Below are 15,749 nucleotides of genomic sequence, written 5' to 3' on the forward strand. Positions count from 1 at the left end.
ATTTTTTTAAATGTGGTAATGAGCAAATTTAACTAATAAATTATTCATTATATGTTTAATTGTTTGAATCAAAACAATTAATAATTTGAGATGCTTCGACATGCTCAGCATGACAAATATTTCACGTAATTTTTCAATTTGAAAATGATTCTAAAATAGACTCAACTTAATAATCATCTTCTCATTAACAAATTACCACATTCTCACATTACATTAATCTTGATTTAATTTTTTAACCATTGTTAAAATTGTTGCAATACCAACTGTTTCTCCCGTTTCGTCGTAAATATCAACTAACCAACGAACAATTCCTTTTGCCACATCGTTTTCATCTTTTTTCTCTTGATCTATTTTTTCTTTACACGTAAAACGAACTCCAATTGTAGAACCTGGATATACAGGCTTCACAAAACGACATTCATCTAAACCATAGTTTAATAAAACTGGACCTTTTTTCGCTAAAACAAATAAACCTGCCGCTTTAGACAATAAATAGTATCCGTGAGCAACATTACGCTCAAAAATAGTTCCTTCTAAAGAAGTTGCGTCAACGTGTGCATAGAAATTATCGCCAGATAAAGCTGCAAATGCATTAATATCTGATTGTTGAATCGTATGTTTTGCTGTGATTAATGTATCACCAACTTTTACTTCTTCGAAATGCTTCGCGAATGGATGTTTATCTTCTTCGATATAATCTGCTCCATATTGGTATTGTTGCGTAACTGCCGTCAATTTATTTGGAGAACCCTGGATTGCTGTACGTTGCATATAGTGTAATACACCACGCTTACCTCCCATTTCTTCTCCTCCACCTGCACGACCTGGACCTCCGTGAACTAATAATGGAAGTGGTGATCCGTGACCTGTCGATTCTTTTATACATTCTGCATCCAAAATAACGATACGTCCATGTAAAGAACCTGCATTCAATACAAATTCTGTTGCGATATCATTATCCGCAGTAACAATCGAACAAACTAAAGATCCTTTCCCCATACGAACTAAGTCAATTGCTTCGGCAGTTCCGTTGTAAGGAATAATCGTAGAAACTGGTCCAAAAGCTTCGATATTGTGAACGTCCGTTTTATTGAATGGATCGTTGTTTAAAAATAAGATTGGAGAAATAAAAGAACCTTTGTTTTTATCAGCACCTTTTACTTCGAAATTATCTAAGTTTCCAAAAATAATTTCTTGTGTTTTAGCTAATTCTTCTACTTTCTCACGAACTTCTTTTACTTGCGCTGCTCCCGCTAAAGCTCCCATACGAACACCTTCCACATTTGGATCTCCAATTGTAGTCGTTGCTAAACGTTGTCCTAAAGCGATTTGAACATCCTCAACCAAATGAGCTGGCACCAATGCACGACGAACCGCTGTACATTTTTGTCCTGCTTTAGTTGTCATTTCACGTGTAACCTCTTTAATAAAAATATCAAATTCTAGTGAGCCAACTTGTACATCTTCTCCTAAAACACAAGCGTTTAAAGAATCTGCTTCTAAGTTGAATGGAACACCTTCTGAAGTAATTCTTGGATGTGCTTTTAACATTTGTCCTGTCCAAGCAGAACCTGTAAATGTTACAACATCTTCTGACTCTACATTATCTAAAATTCCGTTTGCTGAACCTGTGATTAATTGTAAAGCACCGTCAGGTAAAATTCCAGATTCAATGATTGCACGAACAACAGTTTCCGTTAAGAAAGAAGTAATTGTCGCAGGTTTTACAATAGCTGGAACTCCAGCCAATAAATTAACCGCAACTTTTTCTAACATTCCCCAAACTGGGAAATTGAATGCATTAATATGAATTGCAACACCTCGTTTTGGTGTTAAAATATGTGTACCTAAGAATGTTCCGTTTTTAGAGATTTTATGCGTTTCTCCTTCAACATAAAATGGTTGATCTCCGAATTGACGTCGTAAAGATGCATTGGCAAATAAGTTTCCAATTCCTCCTTCAATATCAACCCAAGAATCTGCACGAGTCGCACCTGTTGCCCAAGAAACCGTGTAAAATTCTTCTTTACGATCCATTAAGTATAAGGCTAATTTTTTCAACATTAAACCTCTTTCTTGGAACGTCATTTTACGTAAAACTGGTCCACCAACTGTACGTGCATAATCCATCATCGCACCGAAATCTAATCCAGCTGATGATGCAGTTCCTATTTCTTCGCCATTGATGGCGTTATATAACATTTGCCCTTCAGACGAACCTTTTGTCCATTGTCCTAAAGCATAATTTTCTAATTGTTTAGCCATTTTTATGTTGTTTGTGTATTTTTTTAGTTATAAGTCGTAAGTATTAAGTTATAAGTTTTTGTCATTCTGAGTTCATCTCAGAATCTCATTAAATTTAAGTGTGATACTGAAACAAGTTCAGTATGACATTTTACATAATACTTTTTACATTTTACTTACTTTCATTCCACGTTTTATAATTCGAAGCCATTGACTCGTAATAATAATCTGGAACTTCTGTTAATGGTTCACAAGGTTTTAAACTATCATGACAATCACTTGGTAATTGCATATATTGTTGAGTACCTTGATCTTTCCATTCGATCATTTGATCCGAAACTTGTTTTACGATTTTTGCAGGATTTCCAACCACAACACTTCTTGTCGGAATATGTGTATCAGCCTTTACAAAAGCTAAAGCACCAACAATACATTCGTCTTCTACCACAACATTATCCATAACAACTGCATTCATCCCAACCATACAATTACGACCAATTGTTGCGCCGTGAATAATTGCGCCGTGACCGATATGCGCTTTTTCTTTTAAATGAACTGTTGTTCCTGGAAACATATGAATCGTACAATTTTCTTGTACATTGCAATTATCTTCGATAATAATTTGTCCCCAATCACCACGTAACGCACAACCTGGACCAATGTAAACATCTTTCCCAATAATCACATTTCCTGTCACCACAGCTTGCGGATGAATAAATGCTGTTGGATGAACAACGGGTTTATATCCTTTGAATTCGTAAATCATTTTTCTAATATAGTTTTTCGTTTGACGAAATTCGAACTTAGTATTACTCGAAAAACTAACTTCGAATTTCGAATAACTATTTTATGCTCTTTCAATAATTACAGCGTAACCTTGTCCTAAACCGATACACATTGTAACCAATGCATAACGTTTTCCTGTAGCTTGTAATTCGTAAGCCGCAGAATTTAAGATACGCGCTCCTGACATTCCAAGTGGATGTCCTAAAGCGATAGCTCCACCATTTGGATTGATACGAGAATCGTTATCTACTAAACCTAATGCACGCGTACATGCTAAAGATTGCGCTGCAAAAGCTTCATTTAATTCAATTACATCAATATCATTCATTGTTAAACCAGCTTTTTCTAATGCAATTTTAGTTGCATTCACTGGTCCAATTCCCATAATGCGAGGCTCAACACCTGCAACACCAGAAGAAACAATACGTGCCATTGGTGTTAAACCAAAATCTTTAATCGCTTGTTCAGAAGCTAAAATATTCGCTGCCGCACCATCATTAAGCCCAGAAGCATTACCCGCAGTTACCGTTCCATCTGCTTTGAAAGCTGGGCGTAACTTTGATAAAATCTCCATTGTTGTATTATTCTTTGGGAATTCATCTATATCAAAAATAATAGCATCACCTTTACGTTGTGGAATAACAACAGGAACAATCTCTTTCGCTAAACGTCCATTCACTTGGGCAGCAGCCGTTTTTTGTTGAGACCAAACCGCAAATAAATCTTGATCTTCACGCGAAATATTATCACGCTCTGCTAAGTTTTCCGCTGTATTTCCCATTCCATCAACACCCCACATTTCTTTCATTTTTGGGTTGATAAAACGCCAACCAAAAGTTGAGTCATAAATTTGTGCATCACCACCAAATGGAGAAGCCGATTTAGAAATTACTAAAGGTGCACGTGTCATCGATTCTGCTCCACCAGAAATCATTAATTGTGCATCACCAACCTGAATTGCTCTCGATGCTGCAATTGCAGCTGATAAGCCAGAAGCACATAAACGATTCACTGTTTCACCTGGAACTGTGTAAGGTAATCCAGATAATAAAGCCGACATACGAGCTATATTACGGTTATCCTCTCCTGCTTGATTTGCATTCCCTAAAATTACATCGTAGAATGCAGCAGGATCAATTGATGGATTTCTTTTTAATAATTCGACGATTACCATTGCCCCCATATCATCCGGACGAACAGCAGATAATCCACCTTTTAATTTACCAATTGGAGTTCTAACTCCATCTATAATATATGTTTGGTTCATTGTTTCTTTAGTTTTGAGTAATGAGTTCTAAGTTTTGAGTTGAAAATACTCAATACTCATAACCCACAACTTATTACTTAATTCTCTTCAATTAAAGGTTTACCTGTTCTAAAACAAGTTCCTTTAAATAAAGCAATTAATTCATTATGTTGATTCGTAACTTTGATATCGTAAATACCTGTTTTTTTCGTTGTCGAAACTTCTTGAGATTCAATGGTAAATACATCTCCCTCGCGTCCAGCTTTCGTAAACGAAATGTGAACATCTAAGGCTACAGAAATATTATTGTACATATTGCACGAAAAAGCAAACGCAGAATCTGCCATCGCAAACGTTACGCCTCCGTGAACAGACCCTACTCCGTTCATCATTTCTGGACGAATTGCTGCTTGTAATTTTGCATATCCTTCTCTAACTTCGATTACTTCTAAACCTAACCATTCACTAAATTTATCGTGGTCAAGCATTCTATTTAATAACTTTTGTGGTTCCATTTTTTTTGATAATTTTTAGTAGAATGTTTTATTTTCTTTGACGAAATTTCTGATAATTGGACTTAAACGGTAACGATCTTCATGGTAATAATTATACAATTCATCTAAATCATTTTGTACATTTTCCAGTCCATATTCATCCGCCCATTTCAATAATCCTTTTGGATAATTTACACCTTTTGTCATCGCCGTATCTAAATCTTCACGGTTTGCAATGTTTAAAAATAAAGCATCAGCTGCTTCGTTGATTAACATCACCAAAACACGTTTGTATATTTTTTCTAATAAAGCTTGATCTTGAGATAGTACTTTTTTCTCCACTCCTTCTGCATAATTGTAAAATCCACGACCAGATTTACGTCCGTAATATCCAGCTTCGAATAAGCGTTTTTGAGAGAAAGATGGTTTAAATCTTGGATCATAAAAGAATGATTCGAAAACCGATTCGGTTACACGATAATTTACATCATGACCAATAAAATCCATTAATTCGAATGGTCCCATACGGAAACCTCCAACAGAAGTCATCGCAAAGTCTATTGTTTCTGCATCTGCAACTCCTTCTTCTAATAAACGAATTGATTCGCTATAAAATGGACGAGCTACACGATTTACAATAAATCCTGGCGTATCTTTCGTAATTACAGGTAATTTACCAACAGATTGAATCAATGCTTTTACTTCTTCTGCTAAATCTTCTCGCGTTTGTACGGCTGGAATAATCTCTACCAAAGCCATTAAAGGCGCAGGATTAAAAAAGTGAATTCCAATAACACGTTCTGGTTTTGAACACGCAGATGCAATTGATGCGATTGATAATGAAGAAGTGTTTGACGCTAAAATACATTCGTCAGAAACGAGTTCTTCCACTTGTTTGAAAACTGATTTTTTAATATCTAAATTTTCAATAATTGCTTCAATCATCAAATCAATCGATGCAAAAGCGGTTAAGCTATCTGCATATTCGATATTGTTTTGAATTTCTTGTGCTTTTTCAGCTGTATATTTTTTTTTCGCCACTAACTTCTCGAATGTCTTCGCTAAGTTTTGTTTTGAACGATCTAAAGCTTCTTTATTTGTGTCATATAAAACAACTGGATGACCAGATTGAGCAAAAACTTGCGCAATTCCAGACCCCATTGCTCCACCACCAATAATTCCTATTTTTTTCATTTCTTACTCGCCTTTAAAAACAGGATTTCTTTTCTCGATAAATGCGTCTACACCTTCTTGATAATCTGATGTATTCCCTGATTTAGCTTGAAATAATCCTTCTTGAATTAATTGTTCTTCGATTGAATTATTAAATGTTTGATTCAATAATTTCTTTGTATAAGCCAAACCTTTTGTTGGAAGATTGGCTAATTTATCAGCAATCTTTGCAACTTCAGCATCGAAAATATCGTCAGCAAAAAACTCATAAATCATTCCGATTTCTTTTGCTTGAGCCGCCGAAACTTTATCTGCAAGCATCATTAAAGCAGTTGCTTTTTGAAGTCCAATTAAACGAGGTAAGAAATAAGTTCCTCCACAATCTGGGATTAAACCAATTTTAGAAAAAGCTTGAATGAAATTTGTCGATTCTTTCGCAACAACAATGTCACAAGCCAAAGCTAAATTTGCTCCCGCACCGGCAGCAACACCGTTTACAGCAGCAACAACTGGTTTGTCCATATTTCTAATTTTAAGAACCAATGGATTGTAATTTTCTTGAACGATTTTATTGAAGTCGATTTCTTTTTCTTCTAAAACTTCTCCTAAATCTTGACCAGCGCAGAATGCTTTTCCCGTTCCAGTTAAAACCACTGCACGAACAGAAACATCTTGAGCTGCAACATCCAAGTGATGTTGAAGAGATTTAATCATTTCCTGATTAAAACTGTTAAAAACAGAAGGACGATTCAACGTAATCGTAGCAATTCCTCCCTCTTGTGTGTATAGGATTGATGTTGAATTTTCCATAATTTTTTAATGATGACATTTGAAATAATCAAATGGTTCGTGGCAACTATTGCATTGATACATAGCTTTACAGGCCGTAGAACCAAATTGACTGATAAGTCTGGTATCTGTAGAGCCACATTGTGGACATTCTACATTTTGTTCGTCTGAAAAGAGCTCATCGCTCGAAGGATTTTTGGTTGGCGGTGCAATTCCATAAGCCTTCATTTTTTGCTTTCCTTCTTCTGTCATCCAATCAGTTGACCACGAAGGGCTCAACTGATTAATGACATTGATATTTTTGAATCCTTTTTCGATTAATTTTAAACGAACAGAAATTGAAATTGCACTCATAGCAGGACATCCCGAATACGTAGGCGTAATTGTAACGTTGACACTTTCTTGGTCAATTAATTCAATTTTACGCACAACACCAAGATCAATTACACTAATCACAGGAATTTCTGGATCAGCGACTTCCTCCATGTATTGCCAAATTTCTTTTTCGGTTACCATTGCGAATCTGGATAAGTTCTTTGTAAATATTGTAAATCTGTTAAGATAAATCCTAAATGCTCTGTATGAACACCTTCTTTACCTCCTTTTTGTACAAAAGCATTTTCTACATCAGCTTTGATTGTCGCTTCGTCTAAAATTGCTTTTACATTTGTTAACCAAGTCGCTTGGAATTCTTCTGGACTTAAAATTAATCCTTCTTCAACTAAAGCTTTTTGGTAAGGCGCTAATAAAAACGCTTCTTTTACATAAGGTAAAATATTATTTACAGCTTCCTGAATTTTATCGTGAGATTCTTGTGTTCCATCCCCTAAACGAATCATCCATTCTGATGACCATTTTAAGTGATATTTTACCTCTTTCAATGATTTTTCAGCGATAGCTTGTAATTTAAGATCTTTTACTTTCAAGAATTGTTCTAACAATAACGCGTGGTAAGAATCATAAAAGAACTGACGTGCAACTGTATCACCGAAATGTCCGTTTGGTAATTCAACTAACAATAAGTTTTTGTATTCACGCTCTTCGCGTAACATTGCCAACGTATCTTCTGTTGCTCCATTTCCAATCATTTCAGCCGCATAGTCATAATAATTAGATGTTTGACCTAATAAATCCAACGCCATATTAGACATTGCGATGTCTTGTTCTAAAATTGGACCATGACCACACCATTCGCATAAACGTTGTGCCAAAATTAGATTTGTATCTGCTAAATGTAAGATAAAATCGATGTAATTTTGATTGTTTTGATAAACTGTACTTGTCATAAATTACATGTTTTTAATTTCTTCTGGTACATCATAAAAAGTTGGATGACGGTAAACTTTGTCTTCTGCAGGATCAAAAAATTGTTCTGCTTCATCAGGATTAGAAGCATGAATATTAGCAGATTCTACCACCCAAATACTTACACCTTCTAAACGACGCGTATATACATCACGTGCATTTTCTAGTGCCATTGTAGCATCAGCAGCATGTAAGCTCCCAACGTGTTTGTGGTCTAACCCTTGTTTACTTCTAATGAATACTTCCCATAAAGGCCAATCTCTATTTTCCATCTTTTTATGCGTTTTTGCGTTGTTCTTTTTCTAATTCTCTTTGTTTTCTTTTTTCGTGGTAAGCTGTTGCAGCATCACGAACCCAAGCTCCTTCGTTGTGAGCATTACGGCGAGCATCCAAACGTTGTTTGTTACATTTACCGTTTCCTTTCACAACATTCCAGAATTCTTCCCAATCAATTTCTCCGAATTCGTAGTGACCTGTTTCTTCATTGAATTTTAGATCTGGATCTGGAATAGTTAATCCTAAATATTCGGCTTGAGGAATAGAAATATCCACGAAACGTTGACGTAATTCGTCATTCGAGAAACGTTTGATTCTCCATTTCATTGATAATTCTGAGTTTGATGATTCTTCATCTTTTGGTCCAAACATCATTAATGTAGGCCACCACCAACGATTCATTGCATCTTGCAACATCGCTTTTTGTTCTGGTGTTCCTTTTGATAATACCACTAATGCTTCGTAACCTTGTCTTTGGTGGAAAGATTCTTCTTTACAAACACGCACCATTGCACGAGCATAAGGTCCGTAAGAAGTTCTACATAATGGAACTTGATTCAGAATAGCAGCTCCATCTACCAACCAACCAATCATTCCGATATCTGCCCAAGTAAGGGTTGGATAATTGAAGATTGATGAATATTTAGCTTTACCTGAATGTAAATCATTTAATGTTTGAATACGGGAAACACCTAATGTTTCAGCAGCACAATATAAGTATAATCCGTGACCAGCTTCGTCTTGAACTTTCGCTAATAAGATTTTCTTTCTATTTAATGAAGGCGCTCTTGTAATCCAGTTTGCTTCTGGTAACATCCCAACAATTTCTGAGTGAGCATGTTGAGAGATTTGTCTGATTAATGTTTTACGGTATGCGTCTGGCATCCAGTCTTTTGGTTCGATACGAACTTCATTTTCAATCTTATTATCGAAGATTTCTTGAAAATCAATTTCTTTTGCACTCATTTCTAAACGTTTTTAAAGTTGATTATTTGGCATCAAAATCTACCACGACTTCTGCAGAACGAGGGTGCGCTTGACACGCTAATACAAATCCTCTTTCTAATTCATCTGGCTCAAGTGAGTAGTTGATGTCCATTTCTACCTCACCCTTCTCTACTTTACACTTACAAGTTGCGCAAACACCACCTTTACAAGCATAAGGTAAATCAGCTCCGTTTTGTAAAGCCGCATCTAAGATTGTATCGCCATTGTAACCCAAATCAATCTGTAAAGCTGTTGCATCTAATTTGATGGTTACTTTACTCATTGTATCATCTGATTGTTTTACAGCTTTTTGACGCTCTACCTTTTTCGCTTCTGCAGATGCACTATAGAATAATTCGAAATGCAAATGTTTTGCATCAACTCCTGCTTCTACAAAAGCGTCACGACCGCTTAAAATCATTTCTTCTGGTCCACAAAGGAAAACTTCGCTTACTTCTTTTGGATCGATGATATTTTGCAAGAAATATTCAATTTTTGATTTATCAATACGACCACTCAAAATCTCAGCATCAGCCGTTTCACGACTCAAGATATTGTAAACGCTAATGCGTTCCATGTATCTATTTTTTAATGCTTCGATTTCTTCTTTAAAAATAATCGAACTTTTGTTTCTGTTTCCATATAACAGCACAAATTGACTGTTAGGTTCTGTTTGTAGAACTGTTTTGATAATCGAAAGTACTGGTGTAATTCCAGATCCCGCCACAATTCCTACATATAACTTTTTGTTGTCTTCGTGTACTTCTGTAAAGAAATTTCCTTGTGGAGTCATTACATCAAGAACATCGCCAACTTTGATTGTATCGTTAACAAATGTCGAGAAAATTCCATCCTCAATTTTCTTTACAGCAACTCTTAATTCATTATCCAAAGGACTTGAACAAATTGAGTAAGAACGTCTAATTTCTTCGTTATTGTGAAAATTCTTAAACGTTAAATATTGACCATGTTTGAATTTGAATTCTTGGTTTAATTCTTCTGGCACTTCAAATGTAACGGATACACAATCTGGTGTTTCCTTTTTTACATTTTTAACGCGTAATTGGTGAAAATTTATAGCCATATTATTTTTGAAATCCGTTAATTAATAGTGTCATTAAGTCATTTTCTAATTGCTCTGGTGAGATATCTCGTCCAGGTTTGTACCACAATTCTATCCAACGTAATGATGATAATAAAGTAAATAAAGCAACCGAAACATTCAAATCTTTAAATTCGCCTGCTGCAATTCCTGCTTTGATAAGATTAGCGATTCTTTTTTCGTATCCTTTTCGAATAGTTTTGTACAATTCTTTTTTCGTATCCGAAAGATTTTTCCAATCATTATTTGCAACAGAAACTTCGTTTGGCTCATCAATAATCATTCTGACGTGTAATTGAATTAAATCTCTCAATTTCTGAACATTTGATTCGTCCGTATCTTCGATCGAACTAATGTGAGAAACATATTGATTGGCAACTTTAAAACAAATCTCTTCTAAAATTTCGTCCTTCGAACGAATGTGATTGTATAAACTTGCCGCTTCCATTCCGACCTTTTCTGCCAGTTCGCGCATTGATGTTGCCGAATAACCTTTTTGTTTGAAGATTAATGCAGCTTCTTGAATAATGAGTTCTTTTTTACTTTGTTTAGGCATATATTTATAAATGTCTGTTATCGATAATTCGGTTTAATTTTCCTCCTTCACTTTTCGGAAGTTCATCAACTTGATACAATTTAACATTCATTCCTAATCCAATATTGTCTCTAATTTTTTTGTGAATATTAGAGATTAATTTGCAACATGCATAATTAGATTCGTCGTTCAAATTATCACAAGTGAAACCTTGGCTTGCAAAATAGTCAGGATTAATTTCAAATCCAACTTCTACAGCATCCATATTTTTAGGTTTTGTTAAAACTACTTGATAATTTGGTGATAATTCTGGGAATTCTGGAATAAAATCAGCGATTTGCGTGTGAAAGAAATTTACACCTCTAATAATCATCATATCATCTGCACGACCAATAATTGGTCCCATTTTGATATGCGTTCTTTTCTTAGAATGTTCGTACGTAAGGGTTGTGATATCTCCCGTCCAATAACGCACCAATGGTAAAGCTTCTTTTGTTAATGTTGTAATCACTAAAACACCAGGTTGTCCGTAAGGCACAGGTTCACCTGTTTTCTCGTCTACAATTTCTGGAAAGAAATGATCTTCCCAAATGTAAGATCCTGATCCTTGCTCTTCATAATCTTCATTAGATACACCAGGTCCGATAATTTCGCTCAATCCATAAATATTAGACGCTTTGATATTCAAACTTCCTTCTACTTCTTGACGTAACGCTTCTGACCATGGTTCTGATCCCAAAATCGCAAACTTAAGATTTAAGCTTTCTAACGATTCTCCTCTTTTTTTGATTTCCTCAGCTACTGTTAATGCATACGATGGTGTTGCACAAATCGCATCAGCCTGAAAATCTTTCAACAACATGATTTGTTTTTCAGTATTTCCACCAGAAATAGGAATAACTGTCATTCCTAATTTTTCTGCTCCATAATGTAATCCCAAACCTCCAGTAAACAAACCATAACCATAGGCATTTTGTAATGTCATTCCTGGTTCGCATCCAGAAGCTGCTAAAGAACGTGCTACTACTTCTGAAAATAATTCGATGTCGTTTTTGGTATAACCTACAACAGTTGGTTTTCCTGTTGTGCCGCTTGAACAATGTAAACGGATTACGTTGCTCTTTGGTTCTGCAAATAATCCGAACGGATAGTTCTCTCTTAAATGTGTTTTTTTGGTAAAAGGTAATTTGTGTAGATCTTCAACACCTTTGATGTCTTCTGGTTTTATTCCAGCTGCATCAAATGCTTCTTTGTAAAAAGGTACATTGTTATACACTTTTTGCAACATGTTTTGAAGTCTTTCGTTTTGAAGAACGCGCAATTTTTCAATTGGCATTTGTTCTATCTCGGGATTAAATATCATAATTTTTGCAGATTTTGATTTTTGATAATAACAAATTTAATCAAAAAAACTAAAAAAACTAACAAACGTTAGTTTTTTTAGTGTAAAAAATACAATTCATACTAATTATTGTCTTTTAATAAGATAAAACATCATTAATCAATGTTTTTAATTTTTCAGCATTAGGTAACATCTCTGCTTCTAAAGTCGAATTTAATGGAATTGCTGGCATATCTTGCGCTCCTAACACACGAATTGGTGCATCTAAGTACTCAAAACACTCTTCATTAATTAAGCCTGAAATGCTCTGTGCAAAAGAGTTTTGCTTCGCTTCTTCTGTCAAAACAATACAACGATTGTGTTTTTTTACACTATTAAAGATTGTTTCTTCATCTAACGGAACTAAAGTTCTTAAATCGATAATTTCGACTTGATTAGGAAAATCCTTCGCTGCTTGTTTTGCCCAATATACTCCCATTCCGTATGTAATAATCGTAACAGAATTATGATTTTGAGAAGATTCAGCCGTTAAAACTTCACGTGCTTTACCAAAAGGCAATACATAATCTTCGTCCGGCTCAACTGTCGCAGCATCTTCTGTTCCTTTTGTCTTACTCCAATACAACCCTTTGTGCTCTAGCATTACCACAGGATTCGGATCGTAATATGCTGCTTTCATCAAACCTTTCAAATCCGCTCCAGTAGATGGATACGCAATTTTAATTCCTTTAATATTCGTCAAAACACTTTCTACAGAACTTGAATGATAAGGGCCTCCACTTCCATACGCACCAATTGGCACACGTAAAATCATCGAAACAGGCCATTTACCATTTGATAAATAATTAGAACGCGCTACTTCTGTAAACAATTGATTCAATCCTGGCCAAATATAATCTGCAAATTGCACCTCAACAATTGGTTTTAAGCCAACTGCAGACATTCCAACTGTAGATCCGATTATAAACGCTTCTTGAATTGGTGTATTAAATACACGATTTTTACCATATTGTTTTGCTAAAGTTGCTGCTTCACGAAAAACTCCGCCCAAACGCAATCCTACATCTTGTCCATATAATAAAGCTTCTGGATGTTTTGCCATTAATTCACGAATCGCAAACAATGCAGAATCTACCATTACTGTTTTTTCTTTTCCTTCTGGTGAACGATTTCCTTTTTCTTCGTTAATCGGTGTTGACGCAAAAACATGCGTATATAAATCTTCAGAACGTGGATCTTCTGCTTTTAATGCTTCTTGATATTCTGCCTGAACTTGTTCTTTTATCTTATTTTCAATTTCGATTAAATCATTTTCATCGAAACCTTCATTTAATAAAGTATGTTTTAATTTATCGTAAGGATCACGAGATTGTGCTTCCTCTAAATCATCTCTGTACCATTCTTTACGAACGCCAGATGTATGATGATTCAATAAAGGAACTTTTGCATGAACCAAAATCGGACGACGTTCTGTACGAATAATTTCAATTGCACGTTGAATCGTTTCATAAGAAGCTAAGAAATCCGTTCCATCAACCACAAAAACTTCCAAACCATTGAAACCTTTTGCATAATGAGCGATATCTTGTGCACGAATTTCATCTGCCGAAGCCGAAATATCCCATTCATTATCTTGAACCAAATATAAAATTGGTAATTGTTTCAACGTTGCCATTTGGAAAGCTTCTGCCACCTCGCCTTCCGTACAAGACGCATCTCCTAACGAACAAACTGCAATTGGTTTTACTTCTTCATCACAAAGACCTTCTAACTCTTTGTATTGCATTCCCATCGCAATTCCTGTTGTTGGAATCGCTTGCATTCCAGTTGCACTACTTTGATGCGGAATTTTCGGCATATTATCACGGCGCAAACTTGGATGAGAATAATAGGTTCTTCCTCCAGAAAAAATATCGTCGCGTTTTGCCAATAATTGCAACATCAATTCGTAAGGAGTAATTCCGATTGATAGTAACATTGCATCGTCTCGGTAATATGCGCTTAAATAATCTTGTGGTAATAATTGTAATCCTGTTGCAATTTGAATTGCTTCGTGTCCACGCGCTGTTGCATGTACATATTTGCTTGTTACAGCTTTATTTTCTTCGTATAATTCGGTTAAAGATTTTGCAGTAACCAATAATTCGTATGCTTGTTTAAGTAATGTTGTTGTTGATAATGTGGTTTCCATTCTGATTAAATTTGCGTGTTAACATCCCAATTCTCCATGTAATCTGAAATTCGTTTCAAGAAAACGCCTCCCAAAGATCCGTCTATCACACGATGATCAAACGAAAGTGACAAATACATAAATTGTCTCGCCACAATAATATCTCCGAATTCAGTTTCCAAAACCGCAGGTTTTTTCTTGATTACACCAGTCGCTAAAATTGCCACTTCAGGTTGATTGATAATTGGCGTTCCCATCAAATTACCAAAAGTCCCCACATTACTTATTGTGAACGTCCCTCCACGAACATCATCTGGCGAAAGTTTATTATTTCTTGCTTTATCTACAATTGAATTTACACCTTTTGCTAAACCTTCTAAATTTAATTCATTGGCTTGATGAATGACAGGAACAATCAAATTATTGTTTGGTAAAGCAGTTGCAATTCCAATATTTATCTCATTGTGTTTGATTATTTTAGTCTCATTTTCATCAACTGATACATTAATCAATGGAAAATCTTTAATTGCACGAACAACACAATCTACAATTAACGGTGTAAATGTCAATTTTTGTTTGTATTTAGCTTCAAAAGCAGCTTTATTTTCTTCTCGCCATTTTACAAAATTCGTAACATCAGGTTCTACATAAGCCGTCACATGAGGCGAAGTTTGTTTGCTCTTTTTCATGTGTTTTGAAATCAATTGACGCATTTTATCCATCTCAATGATTTCATCTTTCGCTCCATAAGAAGAACTTGAAACTATATTATTTTTATTTAAAGTATTACTTGAATTATTAGTTGTAAATGATTTATTTTGAATATAATTTAATACATCATTTTTCGAAATTCTTCCATCACGACCAGAACCTTTTATTTGTGAAATATCTGTTGATTGAAGATTTTCTTTTTGGATAATACTTTTTACCAAAGGTGATAAAAAATGATTTGTATCGATTGAATTTATAACTTGCGAAGTTGTAACAGTTTCAATCTTTTTTTCTTCAACATTTTCAGTTTTTTGAGCTGATTGTTGTTGAGTTTCTGAAGGCTCAATTAAAGCGAAAACTTCTCCTATTTTTATTTCATCTCCTTCATTAAATCTAAACTCAATAATTTTTCCAGCAGTTGTAGAAGGCACATCAGAATCTACTTTATCCGTCGAAACTTCGGCAATTACTTCATCTTCTTGAATGAAATCGCCAACGTTTTTTGTAAAACGAACCAATTGTACAGACTCTACACTTTCTCCCAATTTTGGAATCGTTAGTTCTATATTCTTCATTTTATTTGTTTGCA

General features: G+C 35.0%; 15 protein-coding genes. All 15 read right to left on the reverse strand.

The window, feature by feature from the left end; genetic code table 11:
- Positions 1-213: 213 nt before the first annotated feature.
- Positions 214-2,265: a phenylacetic acid degradation bifunctional protein PaaZ gene (gene paaZ / locus B3M86_RS00090; protein ID WP_291075514.1), complete on the reverse strand. Its 2,052-nt coding sequence runs from the start codon at positions 2,263-2,265 to the stop codon at positions 214-216.
- A 151-nt stretch (positions 2,266-2,416) separates the two neighbouring features.
- A complete protein-coding gene (locus B3M86_RS00095; RefSeq protein ID WP_219035117.1) occupies positions 2,417-3,010 on the reverse strand; it encodes a transferase hexapeptide repeat family protein in 594 nt (197 codons plus the stop codon).
- 81 nt (positions 3,011-3,091) lie between these two features.
- Entirely contained in the window at positions 3,092-4,297 is a 1,206-nt protein-coding gene (gene pcaF, locus B3M86_RS00100) for a 3-oxoadipyl-CoA thiolase (RefSeq protein WP_291076577.1), read from the reverse strand.
- A 77-nt stretch (positions 4,298-4,374) separates the two neighbouring features.
- Positions 4,375-4,791, reverse strand: coding sequence for a hydroxyphenylacetyl-CoA thioesterase PaaI (paaI, locus tag B3M86_RS00105; RefSeq protein ID WP_291076575.1), 417 nt, complete (start codon positions 4,789-4,791; stop codon positions 4,375-4,377).
- A 15-nt stretch (positions 4,792-4,806) separates the two neighbouring features.
- Positions 4,807-5,964, reverse strand: coding sequence for a 3-hydroxyacyl-CoA dehydrogenase NAD-binding domain-containing protein (locus B3M86_RS00110; RefSeq protein WP_291076573.1), 1,158 nt, complete (start codon positions 5,962-5,964; stop codon positions 4,807-4,809).
- A gap of 3 nt (positions 5,965-5,967) precedes the next feature.
- Positions 5,968-6,753 (reverse strand): enoyl-CoA hydratase-related protein, encoded by a 786-nt coding sequence (locus B3M86_RS00115; protein WP_038335712.1) that lies wholly within the window; start codon positions 6,751-6,753, stop codon positions 5,968-5,970.
- A 6-nt stretch (positions 6,754-6,759) separates the two neighbouring features.
- The gene (paaD, locus tag B3M86_RS00120; RefSeq protein ID WP_219035122.1) at positions 6,760-7,248 is read right to left on the reverse strand and encodes a 1,2-phenylacetyl-CoA epoxidase subunit PaaD; all 489 of its coding nucleotides are present in this window, start codon (positions 7,246-7,248) and stop codon (positions 6,760-6,762) included.
- Positions 7,242-8,018 carry a 1,2-phenylacetyl-CoA epoxidase subunit PaaC gene (gene paaC, locus B3M86_RS00125; protein WP_291076571.1) on the reverse strand — a complete coding sequence of 259 codons (777 nt, stop codon included), beginning with the start codon at positions 8,016-8,018 and terminating at the stop codon, positions 7,242-7,244. Before paaC ends, paaD begins: the two co-directional genes overlap by 7 nt.
- Positions 8,019-8,021: 3 nt before the next feature.
- Positions 8,022-8,309, reverse strand: a complete 288-nt coding sequence (paaB, locus tag B3M86_RS00130) for a 1,2-phenylacetyl-CoA epoxidase subunit PaaB (RefSeq protein WP_038335709.1) — start codon at positions 8,307-8,309, stop codon at positions 8,022-8,024.
- A gap of 4 nt (positions 8,310-8,313) precedes the next feature.
- Positions 8,314-9,279 carry a 1,2-phenylacetyl-CoA epoxidase subunit PaaA gene (gene paaA / locus B3M86_RS00135; RefSeq protein WP_038335708.1) on the reverse strand — a complete coding sequence of 322 codons (966 nt, stop codon included), beginning with the start codon at positions 9,277-9,279 and terminating at the stop codon, positions 8,314-8,316.
- Between the two features lie 22 nt (positions 9,280-9,301).
- The gene (gene paaE, locus B3M86_RS00140; RefSeq protein WP_291076569.1) at positions 9,302-10,384 is read right to left on the reverse strand and encodes a 1,2-phenylacetyl-CoA epoxidase subunit PaaE; all 1,083 of its coding nucleotides are present in this window, start codon (positions 10,382-10,384) and stop codon (positions 9,302-9,304) included.
- Between the two features lies 1 nt (position 10,385).
- Positions 10,386-10,958 (reverse strand): TetR/AcrR family transcriptional regulator, encoded by a 573-nt coding sequence (locus B3M86_RS00145; RefSeq protein WP_115000316.1) that lies wholly within the window; start codon positions 10,956-10,958, stop codon positions 10,386-10,388.
- A 4-nt stretch (positions 10,959-10,962) separates the two neighbouring features.
- Positions 10,963-12,300, reverse strand: a complete 1,338-nt coding sequence (locus B3M86_RS00150; RefSeq protein ID WP_291076568.1) for a phenylacetate--CoA ligase family protein — start codon at positions 12,298-12,300, stop codon at positions 10,963-10,965.
- A 115-nt stretch (positions 12,301-12,415) separates the two neighbouring features.
- Complete coding sequence (locus tag B3M86_RS00155; protein ID WP_291076567.1) at positions 12,416-14,470, reverse strand: alpha-ketoacid dehydrogenase subunit alpha/beta; 2,055 nt, start codon at positions 14,468-14,470, stop codon at positions 12,416-12,418.
- 5 nt (positions 14,471-14,475) lie between these two features.
- Entirely contained in the window at positions 14,476-15,735 is a 1,260-nt protein-coding gene (locus tag B3M86_RS00160) for a dihydrolipoamide acetyltransferase family protein (protein ID WP_291076565.1), read from the reverse strand.
- Positions 15,736-15,749 lie beyond the last annotated feature (14 nt).

The organism is Empedobacter sp. UBA6305, from assembly GCF_002440405.1.
GTDB classification, from domain to species: Bacteria; Bacteroidota; Bacteroidia; order Flavobacteriales; family Weeksellaceae; genus Empedobacter; species Empedobacter falsenii_B.

What these genes read in the sequence shown, in the direction of transcription:
- paaZ (WP_291075514.1), bottom strand. Translation starts at nt 2,265, where the DNA reads ATGGCTAAACAATTAGAAAATTATGCTTTAGGACAATGGACAAAAGGT.
- B3M86_RS00095 (WP_219035117.1), bottom strand. Translation starts at nt 3,010, where the DNA reads ATGATTTACGAATTCAAAGGATATAAACCCGTTGTTCATCCAACAGCA.
- pcaF (WP_291076577.1), bottom strand. Translation starts at nt 4,297, where the DNA reads ATGAACCAAACATATATTATAGATGGAGTTAGAACTCCAATTGGTAAA.
- paaI (WP_291076575.1), bottom strand. Translation starts at nt 4,791, where the DNA reads ATGGAACCACAAAAGTTATTAAATAGAATGCTTGACCACGATAAATTT.
- B3M86_RS00110 (WP_291076573.1), bottom strand. Translation starts at nt 5,964, where the DNA reads ATGAAAAAAATAGGAATTATTGGTGGTGGAGCAATGGGGTCTGGAATT.
- B3M86_RS00115 (WP_038335712.1), bottom strand. Translation starts at nt 6,753, where the DNA reads ATGGAAAATTCAACATCAATCCTATACACACAAGAGGGAGGAATTGCT.
- paaD (WP_219035122.1), bottom strand. Translation starts at nt 7,248, where the DNA reads ATGGTAACCGAAAAAGAAATTTGGCAATACATGGAGGAAGTCGCTGAT.
- paaC (WP_291076571.1), bottom strand. Translation starts at nt 8,018, where the DNA reads ATGACAAGTACAGTTTATCAAAACAATCAAAATTACATCGATTTTATC.
- paaB (WP_038335709.1), bottom strand. Translation starts at nt 8,309, where the DNA reads ATGGAAAATAGAGATTGGCCTTTATGGGAAGTATTCATTAGAAGTAAA.
- paaA (WP_038335708.1), bottom strand. Translation starts at nt 9,279, where the DNA reads ATGAGTGCAAAAGAAATTGATTTTCAAGAAATCTTCGATAATAAGATT.
- paaE (WP_291076569.1), bottom strand. Translation starts at nt 10,384, where the DNA reads ATGGCTATAAATTTTCACCAATTACGCGTTAAAAATGTAAAAAAGGAA.
- B3M86_RS00145 (WP_115000316.1), bottom strand. Translation starts at nt 10,958, where the DNA reads ATGCCTAAACAAAGTAAAAAAGAACTCATTATTCAAGAAGCTGCATTA.
- B3M86_RS00150 (WP_291076568.1), bottom strand. Translation starts at nt 12,300, where the DNA reads ATGATATTTAATCCCGAGATAGAACAAATGCCAATTGAAAAATTGCGC.
- B3M86_RS00155 (WP_291076567.1), bottom strand. Translation starts at nt 14,470, where the DNA reads ATGGAAACCACATTATCAACAACAACATTACTTAAACAAGCATACGAA.
- B3M86_RS00160 (WP_291076565.1), bottom strand. Translation starts at nt 15,735, where the DNA reads ATGAAGAATATAGAACTAACGATTCCAAAATTGGGAGAAAGTGTAGAG.